This window comes from Micromonospora sp. NPDC047134 (assembly GCF_040643455.1).
GTDB lineage: Bacteria > Actinomycetota > Actinomycetes > Mycobacteriales > Micromonosporaceae > Micromonospora.
This window is the reverse complement of sequence record NZ_JBEYUI010000002.1, coordinates 294207-316437: the sequence shown is the minus strand read 5'-3', so window position 1 is coordinate 316437 and position 22231 is coordinate 294207. Positions and strand designations below refer to the sequence as shown.

Here is a 22231-nt window from a genome sequence, read left to right as displayed (position 1 = left end):
GCGACACCCTAGACTCTTCAGGGCCGGCGGGAGTGGCGTAATGGCAGCCGCGGTAGGTTTAGGTCCTATTGTCCGAAAGGACGTGGGGGTTCGAATCCCCCCTCCCGCACCAACACCCTGTTCCCCTGTCGGGCCCATCACGATCACGGGCATCCGGCGGGCGGCCCGGCGCAGGATGTCCGGGTGACCCTGCGCTTCCTCCTCGATCCCGAACTGACCCCTGAGCTGCGCGCCGACATCGTCGCCCTCTGGGTGGAGGTCACCAACGCGGGCGGCGCGGTCGGCTTCGTGGCACCGGTAACGGCCGAGAAGGTACGGACGATCGCCGACCCGACCCTGGCCGGCATCGCCGAGGGCCCCGACCGACTGCTGCTCGGCTACGACGACGACCGACTGGTCGCCATGGCGATCTTCACCGATCCCCGGTTCCACCTGAAGCCGCACCTGCGGACCCTCACCCGGGTGATGGTCCACCCGGACACCCAGGGACGCGGGGTCGGTGAGGCGCTGATGCGTACGGCCGCCCAGATCGGGCGGGACCTGGGCCTGTCGGCGCTGCACGTGACCGTACGCGACGGGCTGGGGCTGGACCGGTTCTACCGGCGACTCGGATACCGCGAGGTAGGCCGCTGGCCCGGCGCCATCCGGGTGGCCCCCGGCGACGACCGGGACGAGATCCTGATGTGGCTCGGACTGACCGAGGACCACGGCCCCGCCAGCCAGCCGGCTACCCCTGGGGAGGGACGCCGGGCTGTTGTCCGTGCGGCGGGGCCATCGGTTCCGTCGGTCACGCGCACCGATGCTGCCGGACGACGGCCGAGCCGGACAAGCGACCTAAGCGAAAGCTAAGACGGGGTCACCCAGGCGTACCCGGCCGGACTCCAGCGGTACGAGGTTGAGCCCGAACAGCAGTTGCCGGTCGACATTGCGATGCCGGGCCAGGGTGCGCAGCGGCTCCCGGCCGCGTACCCCGGTCTGCTGGTCCGTGGTGGTGACCAGGCAACGGGCCGAGGGCCCGGCGGCCCGGAAGGCCACCCCGCCGATGCGCATGCTGCGCCCTTCCCAGTCGTCCTCGGCCCAGGCGGGTGCCCCCTCGATGACCAGGTTGGGCCGAAACCGGCTCATCGGGACCGGGTCCGCACCGGCCTCGGTCAGCCAGTCGCCGAGGGCGGCCAGGGAGGCGGTGCTGGTCAGCAGGACGGGGTACGCGTCGGCGAAGCTGACCTGATCGCCCGGGTCGTGCTTTTTGCGGCCCGCCTCGATGTGCCGGGCCGGCTCGGCCAGCCAGACCAGGCGCACCGGCCGGTCGAGCAACTGACTGAGCCAGGTGTCCGCGGCCGGACCGGCGGGCAGGGCCGCTACCCGCAGTGCCCGGCGCCGGAAGGTACGCACCTGCACCGGGGTGACCTCGGACGGTTGCGGTACCCACAGGTCGGGTCGGTCGGCGGCGCGTAGCCACAGGCCACCGGTCTCGGGGTGGGCGTGCACCCGGACCAGGGCGGTCGTCTCCCGCTGGGTGATCCCCACCCCCTCGGGGTCGACGAGCATCCACCGCCGGTCGCCGTCCAGCCCCCAGGGTCGTACCTCGGCCTCGGAGTGGTTGAGGCCGCGACAACCCTTGACCGGATAGGTGTTGATCTCGCTGACCCGCACCCGGTCACCATGCCACGCCGATGCCGTCCCCGGGGTACCAGTGGTTCGCCGGGGTTTCCCGGTAGGCGAGGAACTTCCGGCCGGTGCGTTCGGCGTGCCGGGCCAGCACGTTGGTGTGGGTGACGTTGTCGGTGAGCAGCATCGCCCCGGGGGCCAGCTTCGGCTCGACGGCCTCGAACTCCCGCTTCTCGTACGCTCGACTGTGGTCGCTGTCGTGCAGGAACAGGTCGACCGGCCGGTCCAGGGCGGTTATCGACTCGACCGAGTCTCCGATGACCAGGTCGATCACCTCGGACCAGGGGGCGGTCCGGGCCAGGTAACCGGCCTCGGGGTTGATGTCGATGGAGCTGACCCGGCCGGGGTGGCCCTCGGCGGCGTTGCGCAACAGGGCGGCGGCCAGTACGCAGCTGCCCAGCCCCTTGTCCACACCGGTCTCCACGATGTGGCCGGGTCGACGGGCGCGCACGATGGCGTACCACCCGATGCGCCGGGCGTAGCGGACCTGCTTGTCGGCCAGGCCCCGGCGGGCGGCGCTGCCGGTGGCCGAGGCGATGTGCTGGCGCAGGGCCTCGTCCGACTCGATCTCCTCCAGATAGCTGCGGACCTGCGTCACCGGCAGGTCACACACCACGCTGACGAACCAGGCCAGGTGGCTGCGGCTGAGCTTGGTCAGCTCGTAGGTGTAGTTGTGGTGTTCGCGGGAGGCGAGCAGCCATCGGGCCGAGGTGCGCAGCACCTTGACGTCATGGCGGGCCACCGTTACCAGCCGCTTGGGGAAGGCGGCGACGGGGGCTAGGCGGGTGCGGGCGATGGCCCGACGCAGCTTGACGGCGTCCACCCGTGGGTTCTATCAGACGGACCGAAACATTGGGGAAACACGATGAAGATTGATCTGGCCGGTTCCCGGCCCGCCGGGACCCTGCTCGTGGGTGGGGTTAAGTAGCATCGCGCCATGTCGAGTGGAGAGCAGGCCGGGACGACCGTTCCGGAGCAGACACTGCCGGCGGGGGACACCGACGGGTCGGAGACAACGGCGGCCCCGGCGAGAAGACCACGCCGACGGTGGCTGCGGATCACGCTGATCAGCGTGTTGGTGCTGGCCCTGATCGGGGTGGGCGGCGCGGTAGGGGCCGGCTTCTATCTCAAGTCGGTCGAGTCCGACATCGAGCGCCTTGACGCTTTCGAGGGCATACCCGAGGAGAGCCGGCCGGAGGTCGTCGCCAAGGGCGCGTTGAACATGCTGATCCTCGGCAGCGACTCGCGGGATCCGGAGAGCACCGGGGGTTCGCGGGCGGACACCATCATCCTGGCGCATGTGTCGAAGGACCGCTCCGGCGCGCAACTCGTCTCGATACCCCGGGACACCTGGGTGGCGATCCCCCGCACCAAGGAGGGCCGTGGGGGCCGCGAGGCGAAGATCAACGCAGCGTACGCCTGGGGTGGCCTGCCGCTGATGGTGCAGACCGTGGAGCAGTACACCAAGATCCGGATCGATCACGTGCTGATGGTGGACTTCGCCGGGTTCACCGAGATCATCGACGCCCTGGGCGGCATCGAGGTCAACTCGGAGAAGCGGTTCACCTCGATCCATCCCCCCTTCCGCACCTTCGAGCGGGGTCGGCAGAAGATGGACGGGGCCACCGCACTGGACTTCTCGCGGCAACGCAAGCAGTTCGCCGACGGCGACTTCACCCGGATCAAACATCAGCAGCAGGTCATCAAGGCCATTCTGGACAGAGCCACCTCCGGCGGAATTCTGACAAGTCCCACCAAGCTCAATTCCTTCGTCCGAGCCACCTCGAATGCCGTATCGGTCGACAAGAAGATGTCCCTGGTGGACATGGCGATGGAGCTTCGCGGCCTGCGCGGCAACGACCTGACCTTCATGACCAACCCGACCAAGGGCACCGGCCGGGTGGGCAGCGAGAGTGTCGTCTTCGATGACCCGGAGAAGGCCTCGAAGTTCTACGACGCCCTTCGCCGGGACGCGGTCAAGGAAGTGCTCAGCGCAGGAAAGTAGGGCATGAATTGTCCCGGTGGCTCTGGCGGCTGTCGCCAGGGCCACCGTATCCTGCGTTCGCTCCGGTGGCTTTGGCAGCGTCACTGGATGTCACTCCACGGGGGAGGAACAGCAGATGTCGAGGCAACCTGTCATGGGTTACCCGGCCACCAATGTGCCCGACGAGGGTGAGGTATCGGCTCCGACGCAGCGTTCCCGGTCAGCGGAGTCCGAGGAGGAGGCGGAGCCTCCGAACCCACAGACCACCGCCGGGGCGGAGTCCACCCCGACGGGCGGCGAGGACACCCGCCCGGGGCTGGACGCCACCGCGGTCCTGCCCTACCCCGGTTCCCGCACCTCCACCCGTACCCGGGGGCTGCGCGCCTGGATGTTGACCGCGCCGGTCGATGTGGCCGCCCTGCTCTCCCCCCTGCTGCTGGATCAACGGTACTGGCGCGGCACCCTGGTCATGACGGTCCTGACGGTGGCCGTCTTCGCCGCCGGCGGGCTCTATCAGGCCCGTCGGCACGTGAGCATCCTCGATGAGCTGCCCAGCCTCTGCGGCCGACTGCTGGCCTCCTCCGCCATCGTGGTCATCATCGCCGCCCTGCGTCACGACTCCGCGGAGTACCTGGTCGAGTTCATCCGCGGCCTGGCCATCGCCGCCATCCTGGTGCTCGCCGGTCGCCTGCTGACCCGGGAGATCGCCACCCTGGCCCGGCGGCAACGGTGGGTGGAACACAACGCCATCATCATCGGCAGCGGTCCGACCGCGGTGGAACTGGCCCGGCTGCTGCGCCGCTATCCCCGGTACGGGCTGCGGTTCGTCGGGCATGTGGACACTCCCCCGCCGACGGCCTCGGCCACCACCCCCCTGATCGGCCCCCTGGACCAGCTCGAACACCTGGTCCGGCTGACCGAGTGCGACGTGCTGATCATCGCCGACCCGGAGTGCCCCGAACTGGTGCTGATGGAGATCCTCCGCCAGCCGAAGGTCGCCACCTGCGACCTGTGGGCCGCCCCCCGGCTCTGGGGCTCCAGGTCGCACGGCGACCACATCGGCGCCATCCCGATCGTCAAGGTCGGGGACACCACCCTGTCCGGGCCGCACTGGGCCCTCAAGCGGGCCTCCGACGTGGTCTTCGCCGCGGTGGCCCTGCTGCTGCTCAGCCCGATCCTGCTGCTCTGCGCGGGGCTGGCCTTCCTGGACGGGGGCCGGGGCATCTTCTTCCGGCAGGAGCGCATCGGCCGGCACGGCAAGCCCTTCGACATCATCAAGTTCCGCACCATGCGCCCGGTCAACGAGCACGAGTCCCAGACCAACTGGTCCATCGCGCACGACCGGCGGGTGTCGCCCATCGGTCGTTTCCTGCGCCGGACCTCCCTGGACGAGTTGCCCCAACTGTGGAACATCCTGCGGGGCGACATGAGTGTGGTCGGCCCCCGCCCCGAGCGGCCGTACTTCGTCGAGAAGTTCTCCGCCGAGTACCCGAGCTACGCCATGCGGCACCGGGTGCCGGTAGGGCTGACCGGGCTGGCCCAGGTCAGCGGCCTGCGCGGGGACACCCCGATCTCCGATCGGGCCCGGTTCGACAACTACTACATCGAGAACTGGTCACTGTGGCTGGACGCCAAGGTGCTCCTGCGGACCGTGGCCGAGGTGTTCCGTGGTGGTGGTCGCTGAGCGACCTGCGCCAGGTCCGTCACCGGACCGGTTCCGCCGGCACCGCCCCTCACCGCCGTTCCCCCACCGCCGGCTAGCCCGGGGAACCCCTCAGCCGAACTGCTTGGAGTAACCGATGCCGGATGTTTCGGTAGTCATCCCGACCACGGGCCGGCCCAGCCTCGCGGAGGCGGTCGCCACCGCCCGCGACCAGCAGGGCGTGTCCGTACACGTGGTCGTCGTGTGTGACCTGGCCGAGGTGCCGCCCGGCGTCGCCCGACTGCGGGACCAGATCGACGAGATCGTCTGCACCGGCGGGGGACGGCGCGGCTCGTACGCCCGCAACCTGGGGGTACGCCATGCCGCCCCGGGCAGCCACATCGCCTTCCTGGACGACGACGACGCCTGGCTACCCGGCAAGCTCGCCGCCCAACTGCCCGTCCTGGAAGGCCTGGCCGGCCAGGGCTGGCTGCCGGTGGTATCCTCCCGCACCCTGCAACGCAAGGCGGGGGGCGCCGCGCTGCCGACCCCCGTACCGACCGCCCTGATCACCGAGGGCACCCTGCCGGAGGACTACCTCTTCCGTCGACGGCACCTCGGGGTGGGTCGGCAGTCCCTGCCCACCTCGACCCTGCTGACCACGGCCGAACTGGCCCGGCAGTGCCCGTGGGACGAGTCCCTGCCCCGGCACCAGGACTGGGACTGGCTGGTGCGGGCGGCCCGGCTCCCGCGAGCGAAGATCGTGCAGATCGAGCAGGCCACCGCGGTCTACACCGTCGGCAGCCCGGGATCGATCTCGGCCGGGGCCGACTGGCGTACCTCCTGGGACTGGGCCCGGCGCTGGGAGGGGGTGTGGGCCCCGGAGACCTTCTCCGACTTCATCGCCGCCCAGACCCTGCGCTACGCCGTGCAGGCCCGCGACCGCGAGGGGGTACGCGAGATGGTGCGCGCCATCCGCCGCAACCGGGCCCCCTCGGCCCGCAACGCCGTCCTGGCGGCCCTGGGGCTGGTGCCCCGGTCGGCTCTTGAGCGGGTGGCGATGCGCGGCTCCCGCAGCACCGGTGACAACGGTGCCCTGCCCACGGGCGGGGGCCGCTGATGCGGCTGCACTTCGTACTCCCCCAGTTGGATCCGCTGTACGGCATGGAACTGGCCGCAGCGCTGCTCCTGCGGGGTCTGCACGACCAGGGGGTCGAGGTCTCCGCTACGGTGCTGTCCGGAAAGGTCCCGCCCACCCTGGGTGACCTGGCCATCGACACCCTGGGGCTGGGCACTCGGATCACCCGGCTGGCGGAGGCGGTGCCGCCGCTGCGACGCCGACTGCACCGGCTGCCGGCAGAGGTACGGATCGTGGCCAGCGGGCTGTGGGGCAGCGTGCCGGTCGGCACCGCCCTGGCCGGCACCGGCCGGGACTACGTCGCCTGGGAGCATTCGCTGCTGCCGGAGCGGCTGCGCATCGACCGCCGGGTCCGCACCCTGGCCCGGCTGGCCCGGGTTCGCGGGCTGCGCCCCAGCCTGGTCGTGGCCGTCTCCGAGGGGGTGGCCCGCACCGTCCGGGGACTCGCCCCCGGCCAGCCGGTGGTGACGATCACCAACCCGATGCCGCCCAGGGCCTTCGTAGCCCCGCGTCCGGTGGCCGACCGGCAGCGGATCAGGCTGCTCACCACGGCGGCCTTCCGCCCGTACAAGAACCACTCCTGCGCGCTGGAGGCGCTGGCCCTGCTGCCGCCGAACCATCACCTGACCCTGGCCGGGAACGGCGAGGAGCGGGACCTGCTGCACGAGCGGACCCGCCAGTTGGGGCTCACCGACCGGGTGACCTTCCTGGGCCGGGTGCCCGGGGTGGCCCGGCTGCTGGCGGAGTCCGACGTGCTGGTGCACCCCTCCCGGGCCGAGACCTTCGGCTTCAGTCTCGTGGAGGCTGCCGAGGCCGGTCTGCCGGTGGCCGCCCTGCCGGTTCCCGCCCTGGACGAGATGATCCCGACCTTCGTACCGGGCGCCCTGGCGGCGGACACCTCCCCGGCGGCCCTGGCCCAGGCGATCGTTACCCTGACCGGCGAGGGGCGCCCCGGGGTGGCGGACTTCGAGAAGGCCTGGCACGCCCGCTGCACCGAACTCGACCCGGCCACGGTCAGCGCCCGGTGGGTGGAGGCCCTGACATGACGGCGGTCCCCGAGCGGCCGATGGCCGAGCAGCCGGCCGGCTCGTCGGCCGGGGTCGGGCGAGGTGACGGCTTCCTCCGCAAGTCCGGCAAGTTCTTCGCCGGCACCCTGCTGCGTACCCTCGCCCAGGGGGCGTTGTTCGTGCTGCTGGCGCGGGAGATGCCGCTCAGCACGTACGGCCTGTTCGTCGGGGTCACCGCCCTGATCGCGGTGATCTCGCCCTTCGCGTCGGCCGGGGCGCCCAGCCTGATCATGCAGAACTACGCGGACGCCCCGGGCGACTGGCTCCGGCACCTCGTCCGCGGGCTGTTCCTCTCCACCATCTTCGGCACCGCCGCCACCGTGCTGGTGACCGCCGCCGGCCTGGCCATCTGGGGTGCGGACGTCCCGCTGGTCGACCTGCTCTGTCTGGCCTTCGCCGACCTGGTGGCCTGGCGACTCATCGAGGCCGTGGCGGCGTCCATCCAGGTCCGTGGTCGGATCATGCTCGCCGCTTTGATCCCCGCCCTACTGCACCTCTGCCGGTTGGCCGGTGCGGTCGTGCTGGCCGCCGCCGACGGGCCGGTCACCCTGCACGACTGGGCGGTGACCTCGGCGGTGCTGTCCACCCTGGTCTGCCTGCCCGTGATCGCCGGTGGCCTGCTCGGTGGCGGCCGGGGCGGGATCGGTCTCCGGGGCGCGGTCCGGCAGGCCCGCACCGGGATGCTCTTCGCCGTGGGGCTGGCGGCCCAGTCGATCTACAACGATGTCGACAAGGTCATGTTGTCCCGGCTCGGCACCCCGGAGGGCGCCGCCATCTACGCCGCGGCGTACCGGGTGGTCGACCTCGCGTACACCCCGGCCCGGTCGATGAGCGCGATCGCCTACCCCCGGTTCTTCGAGGCGGGACGGCACGGTCCCCGCCAGGCCATGCGGATGGCCCGTGGCCTGCTGCCACGCTTCCTGGCCTTCAGTGTGCCGGTGAGCCTGCTGCTGGTGGCCTTCGCCTGGATGATGCCGCTGGTGTTCGGGGCCGACTTCGAGGCGGCCATACCGGCCCTGCAGGGGCTCAGCGCCCTGCTGGTGCTCAAATCGCTGCACTACCTGGCCGCCGACGCGCTCTCCGGTGCCCGGATGCAGGGCCGGCGGACGGTCTGCCAGATCGGCGTCGGGGTGCTCAACGTGCTACTCAACCTGTGGCTGATCCCGGCCTACGGTTGGCAGGGGGCCATCGCCTCCAGCCTGTTCTGCGACGCGCTGCTGGCCGTACTGCTCTGGGGAAGCCTGGCCGCCGCCGTCCGCCGCGACCCGGGCGACGCACCCGCACAGCCACGTTCCATGGAAAGGGTCTGAGGTGACCACACTCTTCGGTGTCCTGCTGACTGCGGGAGGTCTCGCGGTAGCCGGGTGGCTGATCCACCAGCGCCGGACGGTGGCCGCCGCCTTCGGCGGTGGGAGGATCGCGATCGGGCTGATCGGATTCGCCGTCCTGGCCAACGCCGCGCCGGTGCTCGCCGGGGACAACTCCTCCGCGCTCATCGGCCTGCTGGTGTTCGCCCTGGTCGCCTGGTTGTTCTACGTACGCCATGGTGGTCTGGCCGGTCCTGCGGACATCTGGCGTCGGATCTGCCTGTGCCTGGCCGCCGCCCTGCTCCTCTGGTGCGTCGCGGTAGACCTGCTCACCGGCGAGGGGGTGTACGGGTCGCGGATGCCGGCGTACGCCGCCGCGGGTCTGCTGCTGGTGGCGGTGTGGTTGCTGGCGGCCGGTGCCCCGATCAGCCTGGCCGCGATGGCCTACACCGGGCTGGCCGTGCTGTCCCTGCTGACCATCCCGACCGCCTTCTACGGACAGGCCTGGCGGGCCTGCACCGGCGGGCAACTGGAGAAGTGTTCGCTGGCGGGTGGGCTGTTCAAGAGCTTCTACGACTCCGAGAACTACATCGCCCTGATCACCTCCTTCACCCTGGTGGCCGCGGTCTGCGCGCTGCGGAGGGCGCAACGGTGGGCGGTGGTGGCCTTCGGTCTGCTGGTCATCGTGGCCACCGGCTCCCGGACCAGCTACCTGGCCCTGGCCGCGGTGGCCTGCTGGGTGCTCGGGGCCATGCTGCTGGAGTGGCGTAGGCCGTACCAGCAGATCAACTTCGCCCTCTGCGTGTCAGTGGTCATCGGGGCGCTGGCGACGGCCACCTATCTGACCTGGAGTGCGGCGAAGAACACCCTGAGCAACCGGGGCAACATCTGGATCCACGCCCGGGAGTACATCGCGGGTTCGGAGGCCACCGGGGTCGGCGTCTCGAAGTGGTACCTGCTGCGGGACCAGGGCGATGCCCCGCACCACTTCTTCCACTCCGGCTACGTGCTGGCCATCTTCTCCGGAGGGTTCATCGCGTTGACCCTGTGGGGCCTGCTGATCGCCACCCTGCTGCGGGCACCGGTGATCGACGGCCGGGCCTTCTCCGCCAAGGCGCCGGTGGCCCTGTTCATCATCTACTCCTTCACCGAGGTGGTCTGGAACCCCCTCTCGGCCGACGGGCTGACCTGGATCTTCGCTCTGCTGGTGGTTACCGCATGCACGCTAGGATCGACCGATGGCAACCAGGTGGACACCTCGGTGACCACCGGTGATGTCGTCAGGCTCCCGCACGATGCCGGTTGACCAGGCCACCGTCCGGCGACCGCCGCCCCCGGGTCTCGGGTTCCGCCCGGACATCCAGGGCCTGCGCGCCTTCGCCGTCGTGGTGGTCATCCTGGACCATGTCCTCGGCTGGCCGGCGGGCGGATTCGTCGGGGTCGACGTCTTCTTCGTCATCTCCGGCTTCCTGATCACCGGCCTGCTGCTCACCGAGTACGACCGGCGGGGCCGGATCTCCTTCGCGGACTTCTACCGCCGCCGGGCCCGACGCATCCTGCCGCTGGCGATCCTGGTGCTGGTGCTCACCTACCTGGCCTCCGCGCTGCTCTTCCTCGGGGATCGGGCGCGATCGACGGCCTGGGACACCCTGTGGGCCGCCCTGTTCGGGGCCAACTGGCGGTTCGCCTTCACCGGCACGGACTACTGGCAGACCGACAGCCCGGTCTCCCCGTTGCAGCACTACTGGTCCCTGGCCGTCGAGGAGCAGTTCTACCTGGTCTGGCCGGTGCTGCTGGTGGTCGTGCTGAGCCTGGCCGCCCGGCGGGGCCGGTACGGCGGCAGCGCCCGCTGGGCGGTGGGGCTGGTCCTCGGTGCGGTCGTGGCGGGGTCCATCCTGTTCGCCCTCTGGGAGGTCAGCCACCGCCCCACGGTCGCCTACTTCTCGACCTTCTCCCGGGCCTGGGAGCTGGGGGTGGGTGCCCTGCTGGCCCTGGCGGCACCCCTGCTGGCCCGGATACCGGCTCCGGCCCGGCCGGCGTACCAGTGGGCGGGTCTGATCGGTCTGTTGGTCTCCGTGCTGGCCATCACCGCCCAGTCCCCCTTCCCGGTGCCCGGGGCCTTCCTGGCGGTGATCTCGACCGCCCTGGTCATCGCCGGAGGGGTCGGCGGGCAGCATCTGATGCTGCCCCTGACCAACCGGCCGGTCCGGTACCTCGGCGACATCTCGTACTCGCTCTACCTGTGGCACTTCCCGCTGCTGATCCTGCTCGGCGCGGCGTTGCCCGACAGTGGACCCACCGTGGCGGTGCTCACCCTGGTCGGCACGGTGCTGCTCTCGATGCTCAGCTACCACCTGGTGGAGGATCCGATCCGTCGATCCTCCTGGTTGGAGCCGCGCGCGCCGGGAAGACCACCGGAGAGCAGGGTCGCCCGGATCAGCCGGTACGCCACCGTGGCGGCGGTGGCCACCACGGTGGTGGCGGCCACGGTGGCGGTGCTGATCCCGCCGCCGCAGGCCCCGGCCGAGACGGCGGCGGTCACCTCACAGAGCGACCTGAGCGCCCAGATCGGTACGGCGCTGGCGGCCAAGGACTGGCCGGTGTTGACCCCGGCCCCCGGTGAACTGGGCCGCCGAGGCTTCACTCAGGGGCACGGGCAGGGTTGCCGGCCGGCGATCCCGGACGGCAACGACTGTGTCATCGGGTCACCCCGCCCCGCCCGGCTGGCCGTGGTCGTCGGGGACTCCATCGCCACCGCCTGGCTGCCGCTGGTCCGCGGGGTCCTGGAGCCCCAGGGCTGGGCGGTACGGGACCTGACCTACGCCGGCTGCCCCTTCCTGGCCTCGGGCACGACCTCGCCGATCAACTCCATCACCCGGTCCTGTCCCGGTCACCAGCAGATCGTCCGGCGCATCATCGAGGAGAACCGGCCGGACCTGGTGATCGTGAGCAACGCCTACCGTCAGCGGTTCACCGACACCGGCGGCCGGTCGGCGCTGGCCGAATGGGAGCGGGCCGCCGGCACCGCCCGGGAGAACTGGCTGGCCCCCGCCGGGAAGATCGTCGCCCTGCAACCCCCGCCCCTGGGCCCGGATCCGAAGAGCTGCATCACCCGCTTCTCCGCCCCGCAGGACTGCGTCTCCCAACTGGACGACGAGTACCGTTCCTACGCCGAGGTGGACGGACGGGTCTGGAGTGGTAAGCGGGCCTGGCATGTGGCCACCACGGACTGGTTCTGCCAGGGCGGACAGTGCCCGATCTTCGTCGGAGGGGTCATCGTCCGCCGCGACGGCAACCATGTCACGGCCGAGTACGCCCGCAAGCTGGCCCCGATGTTCGACGAGGCCCTGACCCCGGTCCTACGCGGCCCCTCGGACTGACCCGCACGCCAGGCTGGCCAGCACCGGCGTGCCGGTAGCCGCGCCGCCGGCTGACGACCACCGGCCAGCAGCTACCGGCGACTACCTGGTCCGCGGAGCCGAGACCAGAGCAGCACGCCGAGCCCGGCGACCAGGGCGACACCGGCGCCGATGAGCACCGGCACCGCCCAGGCGGGCCGGTCCGGTTCCGGCTTACCGCCGAAGGCGACCGCCGTGTCGCGGTACGCCAGGGCCAGGGCGTTCGCGGGGGCCTGCTCGACGACCTGGGCGAACTGTGCGGCGGCCTTCCCCTCGTCCCCGGTGAAGTACGCCTCGAGGGCGCTGCGGTAGAGAGCGTCCGTCTCGCCGAGTTTGTTGTCGACGTCGGCGGAGTCCAGCAGTCCGGTCAGCCGGGCCACCGGTACCACGAGGCGGTTGGGTCGCTTGGGGGCCAGCGGGTCGTTGTCCAGCATCCCGACCACCTGGCCCTGGGGGTCGATCGCGATGCCGCCCCGGGAGTAGGCGCCGACATCCTCACTGACCCGGTAGAAGGAGGTCTCCGGGTCCACTTCGGTCACCTCGGCGGCCTTGGTGCTCACCGTGTAGGTGGCGGAGCGGTACTCCGCATCGGTGGTGGCGTAGCCGAGCACGTTCAGTGCCGTTCCCGGGGCGATCGTGGCGGAGGTGTTCAGTTCGGCGGTGGGCAGGTTGGCCTGGTCGAGCTTGACCAGGGCCAGGTTGCCCTCCTCCAGGGGGAGCACCTTGACGACCGTGCCGGGGATCGCCGGGCTGGCCTTGAGGTCACCCTTGGCCACGTTCATCTGGCCGTGCAGCACGACCGCGGGGTCGGTGTCCCGCTCGGGGCCGGTGAAGGCACTGCTGGGCAGTCGACCCTTGACGTAGCCGCCGACCTCCCCGGCCTTGAGGGTGCCCCGGGCCACCAGGGTGTCGGCCAGCGAGCCGAGCGCGTGTTCGAGCAGGATCTCCGAGGTGGGGGCGACGCACTGCCCGTTGGTGAGCAGATGCCCGTCGTGGTTGACCACCACCCCGGTGCAGCGGCGGCTGAAGGTGAAGGGATCGGGGTGCAGCAAGGCACCGTCCTGCTTGTTGCGGACGTACCCGGTGTAGATGGCCTCCAGGAAGACCATCGCGGGTGCCACCTTGGCCAGGGCGTGCTCCTGCGGGCTGCGCGGCGCGGCCTCGGCCCAGGGCTTGAGCCCCGGCGGGGGCGGGGGCGCGGTAGGCGCGGTGACCGCCGGCGGGTTCTGTCCGTCACTGGCCGAGATGGCCCAGATGCCGGCACCCCCACCGACGGCGGCGACCAGCAGCAGCGCGGCGATCGCCACCCACAGGCCACCCTGCCGTTTCGGCGCGGTGGAGGGTTGGATCCGCCGGGCCGGAGAGCTGAAGGGGTCGTGCCGCAGCGGGTCGTCCGGGGCCGGGCCGAAGCCGGGCGAGGCCGGGGTGCCCGAGACCGGATCCGGGTAGACCGGCTGGGTGGGTACCGGCCCCGCCGACTGCGCCGCCCCGGAAACCGGCTGCGGCATCCCGGGCACCGGTTGCGGCATCCCCGAGATCGGCTGGGGCATCCCGGACACCGGCTGGGGCATCCCAGACACAGGTTGCGGCATTCCGGAGACCGGCTGCGGGGGGCCGGAGATCGGCTGGGGTGGGCCGGAGACGGGTGGGGAAACCGGCGGCGGGGCCGAGGAGGGTACGGGTTGGTACTCCACACCGAGCGCCCGGAACAGCTTCTCCGCAGCCGGGCCGGCCTCCGGGCCGTACGCGACCCAGGGGGCGGCCGCCGAGAAGTCGGCGTACACAAAGGGGGTTCCGGCGGGCCCCTGGGCCAGGTTGTTGACGATCCCGGCGAAGGCCTCCCGCCAGCCCGGGGCGGCGGCCACAGTAGCGTCCAGGACGGCCACGGTCACGAACCGGCCCTGCTGATCGAGGGCTGCCCATGCCTTGCCGACCGGTGAACCCCCCAGCAGATGGGTGTACCGGTAGGGGCCTTCCGGCTGCATGGCAACTCCTCTGCTCAACCGCCGTGCGGATCCTACCGAGCCACCGCACCTAGCCCTGCCCGCCGGTCGGCCCGCATCGCCTCATCCTCGTGAATTCGCTGGTCAGAACGGTCAATGAGGTTGACCACTTGCCTGCTGAAAGTTTTGATGCATAGAGTCAAAGGATGAATGACGGGGATACCAAGGCGCCGACCGAACGGGTCGTCGGCCTGTTCGACGGCGTCCGACTCACCCCGACCCAGCGGCGCATCGCGCACTGCCTGGTGCAGCACGCCCCCGCGGTGGGCTACCTCTCCGCCGCCGAGGTAGCCGAACTGGCCGGGGTCAGCCAGCCCTCGGTCACCCGCTTCGCGGTGGCCCTGGGCCACGACGGTTATCCCGCGCTGCGGCGACGGCTGCGGGAACTGACCGCCGCCGCGCCCGGTCCGGCCACCGCCGGCAACGAACTCCAGCAGGCGGTACGCGCCGAGATCGGCAACCTGGACCGGCTGGCCGAGCAGCTGAGCGACCGGGAGCGGCTGGCCGAGACCGGCCGGCTGCTGGCGGCCAGCCGTCCCCTGCCGGTGCTGGGGCTGCGGGCCGCCGCTCCCCTGGCCGCCTACTTCGCGTACTTCGCCGCGAAGGTGCACCCGGACGTGCGGGTGCTCGACGACGGGGGCAGCCTGCTCACCGACCGCCTGGAGCAGGCCGCCGAGGCCGGGGCGAGCGCCCTGCTGGCCCTGGTGCTGCCCCGCTATCCCCGGGAGACCCTGGAGGCCCTGCGGGAGGCCCGCGCCGCCGGGCTCACCGTGGTCGCGATCACCGACTCCCCGGTCAGCCCGGCCGCCGAACTGGCCGATGTGGTGTTGCCGGCGGCGGTCGGCACCCAGCTCGTGTTCGACCTGCACACCGCTCCGATGACCCTGGCCATGGTGCTGCTCCAGGCGATCTGCGACGCCGCCCCGGCCGAGACCCAGCGGCGGTTGGAGGCCTTCGAAGCCTCCGCCGCTCGTCGCCAGTTGTTCCTCGGTTAGGAGGAGACACACCATGACCCACGTAGCCCCCGGCCCTATCCGGGCCGCCCGAGGCCCGGAACGCACCGCCCGAGGGTGGCCGCAGGAGGCCGCCCTGCGGATGCTGATGAACAACCTCGACCCGGAGGTCGCGGAACGCCCGGACGACCTGGTGGTCTACGGGGGCACCGGGAAGGCCGCGCGGGACTGGCCCTCCTACCACGCCCTGGTCCGCACCCTGACGGACCTGCGCGACGACGAGACCATGCTGGTGCAGTCGGGCCGACCGGTCGGGGTGATGCGCACCCACGAGTGGGCCCCCCGGGTGCTGCTGGCCAACTCCAACCTGGTCGGTGACTGGGCCACCTGGCCGGAGTTCCGCCGCCTGGAGCAGTTGGGGCTGACCATGTACGGGCAGATGACCGCCGGATCGTGGATCTACATCGGCACCCAGGGCATCCTCCAGGGCACCTACGAGACCTTCGCGGCCGTGGCGGAGAAGCGCTTCGGGGGCACCCTGGCCGGCACCCTGACCCTGACCGGCGGCTGCGGCGGGATGGGCGGGGCCCAGCCCCTGGCGGTGACCATGAACGGCGGTGCCTGCCTGATCGTGGACGTCGACCGCAGCCGGCTGGACCGCCGGGTGCACGACCGCTACCTGGACGAGGTCGCCGACGACCTGGACGACGCGGTCGAGCGGGTCCTGGCCGCTAAGCGGGACCGCCGGGCGCTCAGCGTCGGGGTGGTCGGCAACGCCGCCACGGTCTTCCCGGAGCTGCTGCGCCGTGGGGTGGCCATCGACATCGTCACCGACCAGACCAGCGCCCACGACCCCCTGTCGTACCTGCCGGTGGGGGTGGAACCGGCCGAGGCGCGGGACTACGCGGCGGCCAAGCCGGCCGAGTTCACCGACCGGGCCCGGGAGTCGATGGCCCGGCACGTCGAGGCGATGGTGGGCTTCCTCGACGCCGGTGCGGAGGTCTTCGACTACGGCAACTCCATCCGGGGCGAGGCCCGGCTGGGCGGGTACGAGCGGGCCTTCGACTTCCCCGGCTTCGTGCCGGCGTACATCCGGCCGTTGTTCTGCGAGGGCAAGGGCCCCTTCCGGTGGGCGGCCCTCTCCGGCGACCCGGCGGACATCGCCGCCACCGACCGGGCCATCCTGGACCTGTTCCCGGAGAACGAGTCCCTGGCCCGGTGGATCCGGATGGCCGGCGAACGGGTGGCCTTCCAGGGCCTGCCGGCCCGGATCTGCTGGCTGGGCTACGGCGAGCGTGACAAGGCCGGGGTCCGGTTCAACGAGATGGTCGCCTCGGGTGAGCTGAGCGCCCCCGTGGTGATCGGCCGGGACCACCTGGACTGCGGCAGTGTGGCCAGCCCCTACCGGGAGACCGAGGCGATGGCCGACGGCTCGGACGCGATCGCCGACTGGCCCCTGCTCAACGCGCTGGTCAACACCGCCAGCGGCGCCTCCTGGGTGTCCATCCACCACGGCGGCGGGGTGGGCATCGGCCGCTCCATCCACGCCGGTCAGGTCTGTGTGGCCGACGGCACCGCCCTGGCCGGGCAGAAGATCGAGCGGGTGCTGACCAACGACCCGGCGATGGGGGTGATCCGGCACGTCGACGCCGGTTACCCCACCCCGCACACCGACGTCCGCATCCCGATGGCGGAGTAAGGAAGGGCCCCTTGTTAACGCATACGGTAGAGGAAGGGCCCCTTCTTAACAGGTTCCGCAGGCTGTGGGACGAGATCGCGCCGATCGGCCGCGACCCGCGCAGCGGGGGTTACCTGCGCTACGCCCTGGCCGAGCCGGAGCTGCGGCTGCGGGAGTGGTTCCGGGCCCAGGCCGACCAGCGGGGCATGCCGGTCGCCGAGGACGGCAACGGCAACCTGTTCGCCTGGTGGGGGGATCCCGACGGCAGCGAGGCCGTGCTGACCGGCAGCCACTTCGACTCCGTGCCGCACGGCGGGGGCTACGACGGGCCACTGGGCATCGTCAGCGCCTGGCTGGCCGTGGACGAGCTGCGGGCCGCCGGGGTCACCCCGGACCGGCCGCTGGTCGTCGCCGCCTTCGTCGAGGAGGAGGGGGCCCGATTCGGCGTACCCTGCCTGGGGTCCCGGCTGCTCACCGGGCAGATCGACGTGGAGCGGGCGGCTGCCTTGCGGGACGCGGCCGGGGTGAGCTTCGCCGAGGCGCTGGGGGCCCGCCCAGCGGGCGCCGACCCGGCCCTGGTGGGTCGCTTCGCCGCCTTCGTGGAGCTGCACGTGGAGCAGGGCCGGGCCCTGGTCGAGCAGGACGCCCCGGTGGGGGTGGCCAGCGCCATCTGGCCGCACGGCCGCTGGCGCTTCGACTTCACCGGCGAGGGAAACCACGCCGGTACGACCCGGATGGCCGACCGCCGCGACCCCATGCTGACGTACGCCTTCACGGTGCTGGCCGCCAACAAGGAGGCCCGGCTGCGCGACGCCCACGCCACCGTGGGCCGGGTGACCGTCGAACCGAACGCCACCAACGCCATCCCCTCCCGGGTGACCGGCTGGCTGGACGCCCGCGCCGCCGAGCCGCAGACCCTAACCGGTCTGGTGGAGGCGGTCCGGGCCAAGGCCGTCGAGCGGGCCCGCCGCGACGGGACCGAGGTGGCCCTGACCGAGGAGTCGGCCACCCCCCTGGTGGCCTTCGACCACGGGCTGACCGACCGGCTGGCCCGGCTGCTGGAGGCCCCGGTGCTGCCCACCGGAGCGGGCCACGACGCCGGGGTGCTGGCGGCCCAGGTGCCGACCGCGATGCTCTTCGTCCGCAACCCCACCGGGGTCTCGCACTCCCCCGCCGAGTCGGCCGACGACCCCGACTGCGCCGCCGGGGTGGTCGCCCTGGCCCGGGTGTTGCAGGAGCTGGCATGTCGGTGATGCGCTGGCTGGCGGAGTACGCCTGGCTGCCCGAGCAGGCCGAACCCACCCCGGAGGTGCTGATCGAGACCGTGAAGGGTCGGATCACCGGGGTCACCCCGCTGTCGCCGGGCGGCCCGCCGCACGCCGGGGTGGACGTGCTGGCCGACGCGGTACGGCTGCCCGGGCTGACCCTGCCCGGCCTGGCCAACGCCCACTCGCACGCCTTCCACCGGGCCCTGCGCGGGCACACCCACGGTGGGCGGGGCGACTTCTGGAGCTGGCGGGACCGGATGTACGCGGTGACCACCCGCCTGAACCCGGACTCCTACCTGGCCCTGGCCCGGGCGGTCTACGCCGAGATGGCCCTGGCCGGGATCACCTGCGTCGGGGAGTTCCACTACCTGCACCACGGCCCCGGGGGCACCCCGTACGAGGACCCGAACGCGATGAGCGCGGCGCTGGTCGAGGCGGCGGCGCACGCCGGGATCCGGCTGACCCTGCTGGACACCTGCTACCTGACCGCCTCGGTGGACGGCCGGCCGTTGACCGGGGCCCAGCTGCGCTTCGGCGACGGGGACGCGCTGCGCTGGGCCGACCGGGTCACCGCCTTCACCCCCGAGGGGGAGCACGCCCGGCTCGGGGCGGCGATCCACTCGGTGCGGGCGGTACCCGCCGAGCAGCTGGCCACCGTGGCCGGTTGGGCGCACCGGCGGGACGCGCCGCTGCATGTGCACCTGTCGGAGCAGCCGGCTGAGAACGACGCCTGCCGGGCGGTGCACGGGCGTACCCCGACCGGGCTGCTGGCCGACCACGGGATCCTCGGTCCGGCCACCACGGCGGTGCACGCCACCCATCCGACCAGCGGCGATGTGAGCCTGCTCGGGGAGAGCCGGACCGGGGTCTGCCTCTGCCCGACCACGGAACGGGACCTGGCCGACGGCATCGGCCCGGCCCGCCGGATGGCCGACGCCGGCACCCCGCTGAGCCTGGGCAGCGACAGCCATGCCGTGATCGACCTCTTCGAGGAGGCCCGCGCGGTCGAGTTGGACGAGCGGCTGCGGACCCGCAAGCGGGGGCATTTCACCCCGGCGGAGCTGATGCACGCCGCGAGTGCGGCCGGACATGCCGCACTGGGCTGGACCGACGCCGGGCGGATCGCGGTCGGTGACCGCGCCGACCTGGTCACCGTACGGCTGGACAGCGTACGCACCGCCGGGGTGGCTCCGGCCGGGGTCTGGTTCGCCGCCGGGGCAGCCGACATCACGCAGGTGGTGGTGGAGGGGCGGGTAGTGGTCCGCGACGGCCGCCACCTGACGGTCGACGTACCGCAGGAACTGGCCGACGCCATAGCGGAGGTGACACCGTGAGCGCGAGGAGTGAGCTTGCGAGCCCCGCAGTCGCGAACAGAGGCAGGCACAGCCCAGGCAGCCTGCTGGTCCACAACATCGGTGAGCTGGTCACCAATGTGGCCGGCACCGGTGAGGGCGGGCCGCTGGGGCTGCGGCGGCGGGCGGCCGTGCTCATCGAGCAGGGGGAGATCGTCTGGGTGGGGCCCGACGGCGACGCCCCGAACGCCGACCGGCGGATCGACGCCGGGGGTGCCGCCGTGCTGCCCGGGTTCGTGGACAGCCACGCCCACCTGGTTTTCGCCGGGGACCGGGCCGCCGAGTTCGCCGCCCGGATGGCCGGGCAGCCGTACACCGGCGGGGGCATCCGCACCACGGTGGGCGCCACCCGCGCCGCCTCCGACGAGGAACTGCGCGCCACCGTGCGCCGGCTGCACGCCGAGGCGCTGCGGCAGGGCACCACCACGATCGAGATCAAGAGTGGGTACGGCCTGACCGTCGCCGACGAGGCCCGCTCCCTGCGGATCGCCGCCGAGTTCAGCGAGGAGACCACCTTCCTCGGCGCGCACGTGGTGCCGACCGAGTACGCCGACCGCCCCGACGAGTACGTCGGGCTGGTGTGCGGGCCGATGCTGACCGCCGCCGCGCCGTACGCCCGCTGGATCGACGTGTTCTGCGAGCGGGGCGCCTTCGACGCCGACCACGCCCGGGCGATCCTCGCCTGTGGACAGGCTCTGGGACTCGGCGTACGGGTGCACGCCAACCAGCTGGGTCCCGGCCCGGGGGTACGGCTGGGGGTGGAGCTCGGAGCGGCCAGTGTGGACCACTGCACCCACCTGACCGACGCCGACATCGAGGCCCTGGCCTCGACCCGGTTCGACTGCATGTGCCACGACGGCGGACACACCACCACCGTCGCGACCCTGCTGCCGGGTGCCGAGTTCTCCACCCGGTCGCCCTACCCGGACGCCCGTCGACTCCTCGACGCCGGGGTCACGGTGGCGCTGGCCACCGACTGCAACCCCGGTTCGTCGTACACCTCCTCGATGCCGTTCTGCATCGCGCTGGCCGTACGGGAGATGGGGATGATCCCGGCGGAGGCGGTGTGGGCGGCGACCGCCGGTGGCGCGCGGGCCCTGCGCCGCGACGACATCGGGGTGCTGCGGCCCGGCGCCCGAGCCGACCTGATCATTCTCGACGCCCCGTCCCACCTGCACCTGGCCTACCGGCCAGGGGTGCCTCTGATCCGCCAGGTCCTGCACAACGGAGTACCGCGATGACCGTGACCATTCAGCCCACCGGGATCTCTCCCGCCGACGTGCTCGCCGTGGCCCGGGGCACCGCCAAGGTCGTCCTCGACCCGGCCACCCTGGCGGCCATGGCCACCAGCCGGTCCATCGTGGACGGCATCGAGGCCGCCGGCCGCCCGGTGTACGGCGTCTCCACCGGCTTCGGGGCGTTGGCCAACACCTTCGTGGCCCCCGAACGGCGGGCCGAGTTGCAGCACGCCCTGATCCGCTCGCACGCCGCCGGCATCGGCGAACCCATGCCCCGGGAGGTGGTGCGGGCGATGATGCTGCTGCGGGTCCGCTCGCTGGCCCTGGGGCACTCCGGGGTCCGCCCGCTGGTCGCCTCCGCCCTGGTGGACCTGCTCAACCACGAGGTCACCCCCTGGGTGCCGGAGCACGGTTCGCTGGGCGCCTCCGGTGACCTGGCCCCCCTGGCGCACTGCGCGCTGGTGCTGCTCGGCGAGGGCTGGGTGCTGGGTCCGGAGGGTCAGCGGCAGCCCGCCGCCGAGGCCCTGCGCCGGGCCGGGCTGGCCCCGATCGAGCTGGCCGCCAAGGAAGGGCTGGCGCTGATCAACGGCACCGACGGCATGCTCGGCATGCTGCTGCTGGCCATCCACGACGCGGCCCACCTGTTCACCATGGCCGACGTGACCGCCGCGCTGGCCATCGAGGCGATGCTCGGCTCGGACCGGCCCTTCCTGCCGGAACTGCACACCATCCGCCCGCACCCCGGGCAGGGCCTCTCCGCGGCCAACATCCACCGGTTGTTGCAGGACTCGGCGGTGATGGACTCGCACCGCGCCGACGTGACCCACGCGGTGCAGGACGCCTACTCGATGCGGTGCGCCCCGCAGGTGGCCGGCGCGGCCCGGGACACCCTGGACTTCGCGCGTACGGTGGCTGCCCGGGAACTGCTGTCGGTGGTGGACAACCCGGTGGTGCTGCCGGACGGCCGGGTCGAGTCGACCGGCAACTTCCACGGCGCCCCGCTCGGCTTCGCTGCGGACTTCCTGGCCATCGCCGCCGCCGAGGTCGGTGCGATCGCCGAACGCCGGGTGGACCGGCTGCTGGACGTGACCCGCTCCCGTGACCTGCCGGCCTTCCTGTCCCCCGATGCCGGGGTGAACTCCGGGCTGATGATCGCCCAGTACACCGCGGCCGGGATCGTCGCGGAGAACCGTCGACTGGCCGCACCGGCCTCGGTGGACTCCCTGCCCACCAGTGGGATGCAGGAGGACCACGTCTCGATGGGCTGGGCGGCGGCCAAGAAGCTGCGTACCGTGCTGGACAACCTGACCAGCCTGCTGGCGGTGGAACTGCTGGCCGCCGTACGCGGACTGCAACTGCGGGCCCCGCTGACCCCCTCGCCCGCCGGCCGGGCGGCCATCGCCGCCCTGGGCGAGATCGCCGGCCCGCCCGGCCCGGACGTCTTCCTCGCGCCGGTGATGGAGGCCGCCCGCGAGGTGGTCGCCACCCCCGCCCTCCGCACCACCATCGAGCGCGAGATCGGCGACCTCGACTAG

At 72.2% G+C, this 22231-nt stretch carries 16 protein-coding genes, 1 tRNA gene and 1 pseudogene; 15 read left to right on the top strand and 3 right to left on the bottom strand.

All coding sequences use genetic code 11. From position 1 onward, the window contains the following. Positions 1-26 precede the first annotated feature (26 nt). Together ABZ795_RS04290 and ABZ795_RS04285 are read left to right on the top strand one after the other, a co-directional pair. Positions 27-112, top strand: a tRNA-Leu gene (locus tag ABZ795_RS04290). A gap of 71 nt (positions 113-183) precedes the next feature. Further along, positions 184-699: pseudogene (locus ABZ795_RS04285) on the top strand (GNAT family N-acetyltransferase); the annotation flags it as partial. Positions 700-834: 135 nt separating this feature from the next. On the opposite strand, the gene ABZ795_RS04280 reads toward ABZ795_RS04285, so the two are convergent. Continuing rightward, a complete protein-coding gene (locus tag ABZ795_RS04280; protein WP_357528734.1) occupies positions 835-1653 on the bottom strand; it encodes an MOSC N-terminal beta barrel domain-containing protein in 819 nt (272 codons plus the stop codon). A gap of 4 nt (positions 1654-1657) precedes the next feature. Next, positions 1658-2491: a class I SAM-dependent methyltransferase gene (locus tag ABZ795_RS04275; RefSeq protein WP_357528732.1), complete on the bottom strand. Its 834-nt coding sequence runs from the start codon at positions 2489-2491 to the stop codon at positions 1658-1660. A 114-nt stretch (positions 2492-2605) separates the two neighbouring features. Between ABZ795_RS04275 and ABZ795_RS04270 the strand changes: the two genes are divergently transcribed. The 7 genes from ABZ795_RS04270 to ABZ795_RS04240 all read left to right on the top strand — a co-directional run bounded on the left by ABZ795_RS04270 (position 2606) and on the right by ABZ795_RS04240 (position 12186). Further along, on the top strand, positions 2606-3673 hold the full coding sequence (locus ABZ795_RS04270; RefSeq protein ID WP_357528730.1) for an LCP family protein: 1068 nt from the start codon (positions 2606-2608) through the stop codon (positions 3671-3673). A gap of 115 nt (positions 3674-3788) precedes the next feature. Further along, positions 3789-5336 (top strand): sugar transferase, encoded by a 1548-nt coding sequence (locus tag ABZ795_RS04265; RefSeq protein WP_357528728.1) that lies wholly within the window; start codon positions 3789-3791, stop codon positions 5334-5336. A 115-nt stretch (positions 5337-5451) separates the two neighbouring features. Next, positions 5452-6414, top strand: coding sequence for a glycosyltransferase (locus tag ABZ795_RS04260; RefSeq protein WP_327022458.1), 963 nt, complete (start codon positions 5452-5454; stop codon positions 6412-6414). After that, complete coding sequence (locus ABZ795_RS04255; RefSeq protein WP_327022459.1) at positions 6414-7478, top strand: glycosyltransferase; 1065 nt, start codon at positions 6414-6416, stop codon at positions 7476-7478. The genes ABZ795_RS04260 and ABZ795_RS04255 overlap by 1 nt, the downstream gene beginning before the upstream one ends. Then, positions 7475-8809: a lipopolysaccharide biosynthesis protein gene (locus ABZ795_RS04250; protein ID WP_357528725.1), complete on the top strand. Its 1335-nt coding sequence runs from the start codon at positions 7475-7477 to the stop codon at positions 8807-8809. The genes ABZ795_RS04255 and ABZ795_RS04250 overlap by 4 nt, the downstream gene beginning before the upstream one ends. A 1-nt stretch (position 8810) precedes the next feature. Then, the gene (locus tag ABZ795_RS04245) at positions 8811-10112 is read left to right on the top strand and encodes an O-antigen ligase family protein (protein ID WP_357528723.1); all 1302 of its coding nucleotides are present in this window, start codon (positions 8811-8813) and stop codon (positions 10110-10112) included. Further along, complete coding sequence (locus ABZ795_RS04240; protein WP_357528721.1) at positions 10102-12186, top strand: acyltransferase family protein; 2085 nt, start codon at positions 10102-10104, stop codon at positions 12184-12186. The genes ABZ795_RS04245 and ABZ795_RS04240 overlap by 11 nt, the downstream gene beginning before the upstream one ends. A gap of 71 nt (positions 12187-12257) precedes the next feature. Here the strand turns inward: ABZ795_RS04240 and ABZ795_RS04235 are convergent, their stop codons facing one another. After that, positions 12258-14189, bottom strand: a complete 1932-nt coding sequence (locus ABZ795_RS04235) for a trypsin-like peptidase domain-containing protein (RefSeq protein ID WP_357528719.1) — start codon at positions 14187-14189, stop codon at positions 12258-12260. A 164-nt stretch (positions 14190-14353) separates the two neighbouring features. On the opposite strand from ABZ795_RS04235, the gene ABZ795_RS04230 reads away from it, so the two are divergent. From ABZ795_RS04230 to hutH, 6 genes are all read left to right on the top strand, one after another. Beyond that, complete coding sequence (locus ABZ795_RS04230; RefSeq protein WP_327022464.1) at positions 14354-15202, top strand: MurR/RpiR family transcriptional regulator; 849 nt, start codon at positions 14354-14356, stop codon at positions 15200-15202. A gap of 13 nt (positions 15203-15215) precedes the next feature. Continuing rightward, entirely contained in the window at positions 15216-16859 is a 1644-nt protein-coding gene (hutU, locus tag ABZ795_RS04225) for a urocanate hydratase (RefSeq protein WP_357528717.1), read from the top strand. An 11-nt stretch (positions 16860-16870) separates the two neighbouring features. Beyond that, the gene (locus tag ABZ795_RS04220) at positions 16871-18091 is read left to right on the top strand and encodes an allantoate amidohydrolase (protein ID WP_357528715.1); all 1221 of its coding nucleotides are present in this window, start codon (positions 16871-16873) and stop codon (positions 18089-18091) included. Continuing rightward, on the top strand, positions 18088-19440 hold the full coding sequence (locus tag ABZ795_RS04215; protein ID WP_357529018.1) for a formimidoylglutamate deiminase: 1353 nt from the start codon (positions 18088-18090) through the stop codon (positions 19438-19440). The genes ABZ795_RS04220 and ABZ795_RS04215 overlap by 4 nt, the downstream gene beginning before the upstream one ends. A gap of 65 nt (positions 19441-19505) precedes the next feature. After that, on the top strand, positions 19506-20699 hold the full coding sequence (gene hutI, locus ABZ795_RS04210) for an imidazolonepropionase (RefSeq protein WP_357529016.1): 1194 nt from the start codon (positions 19506-19508) through the stop codon (positions 20697-20699). Next, positions 20696-22231, top strand: coding sequence for a histidine ammonia-lyase (gene hutH / locus ABZ795_RS04205; protein ID WP_357528713.1), 1536 nt, complete (start codon positions 20696-20698; stop codon positions 22229-22231). The genes hutI and hutH overlap by 4 nt, the downstream gene beginning before the upstream one ends.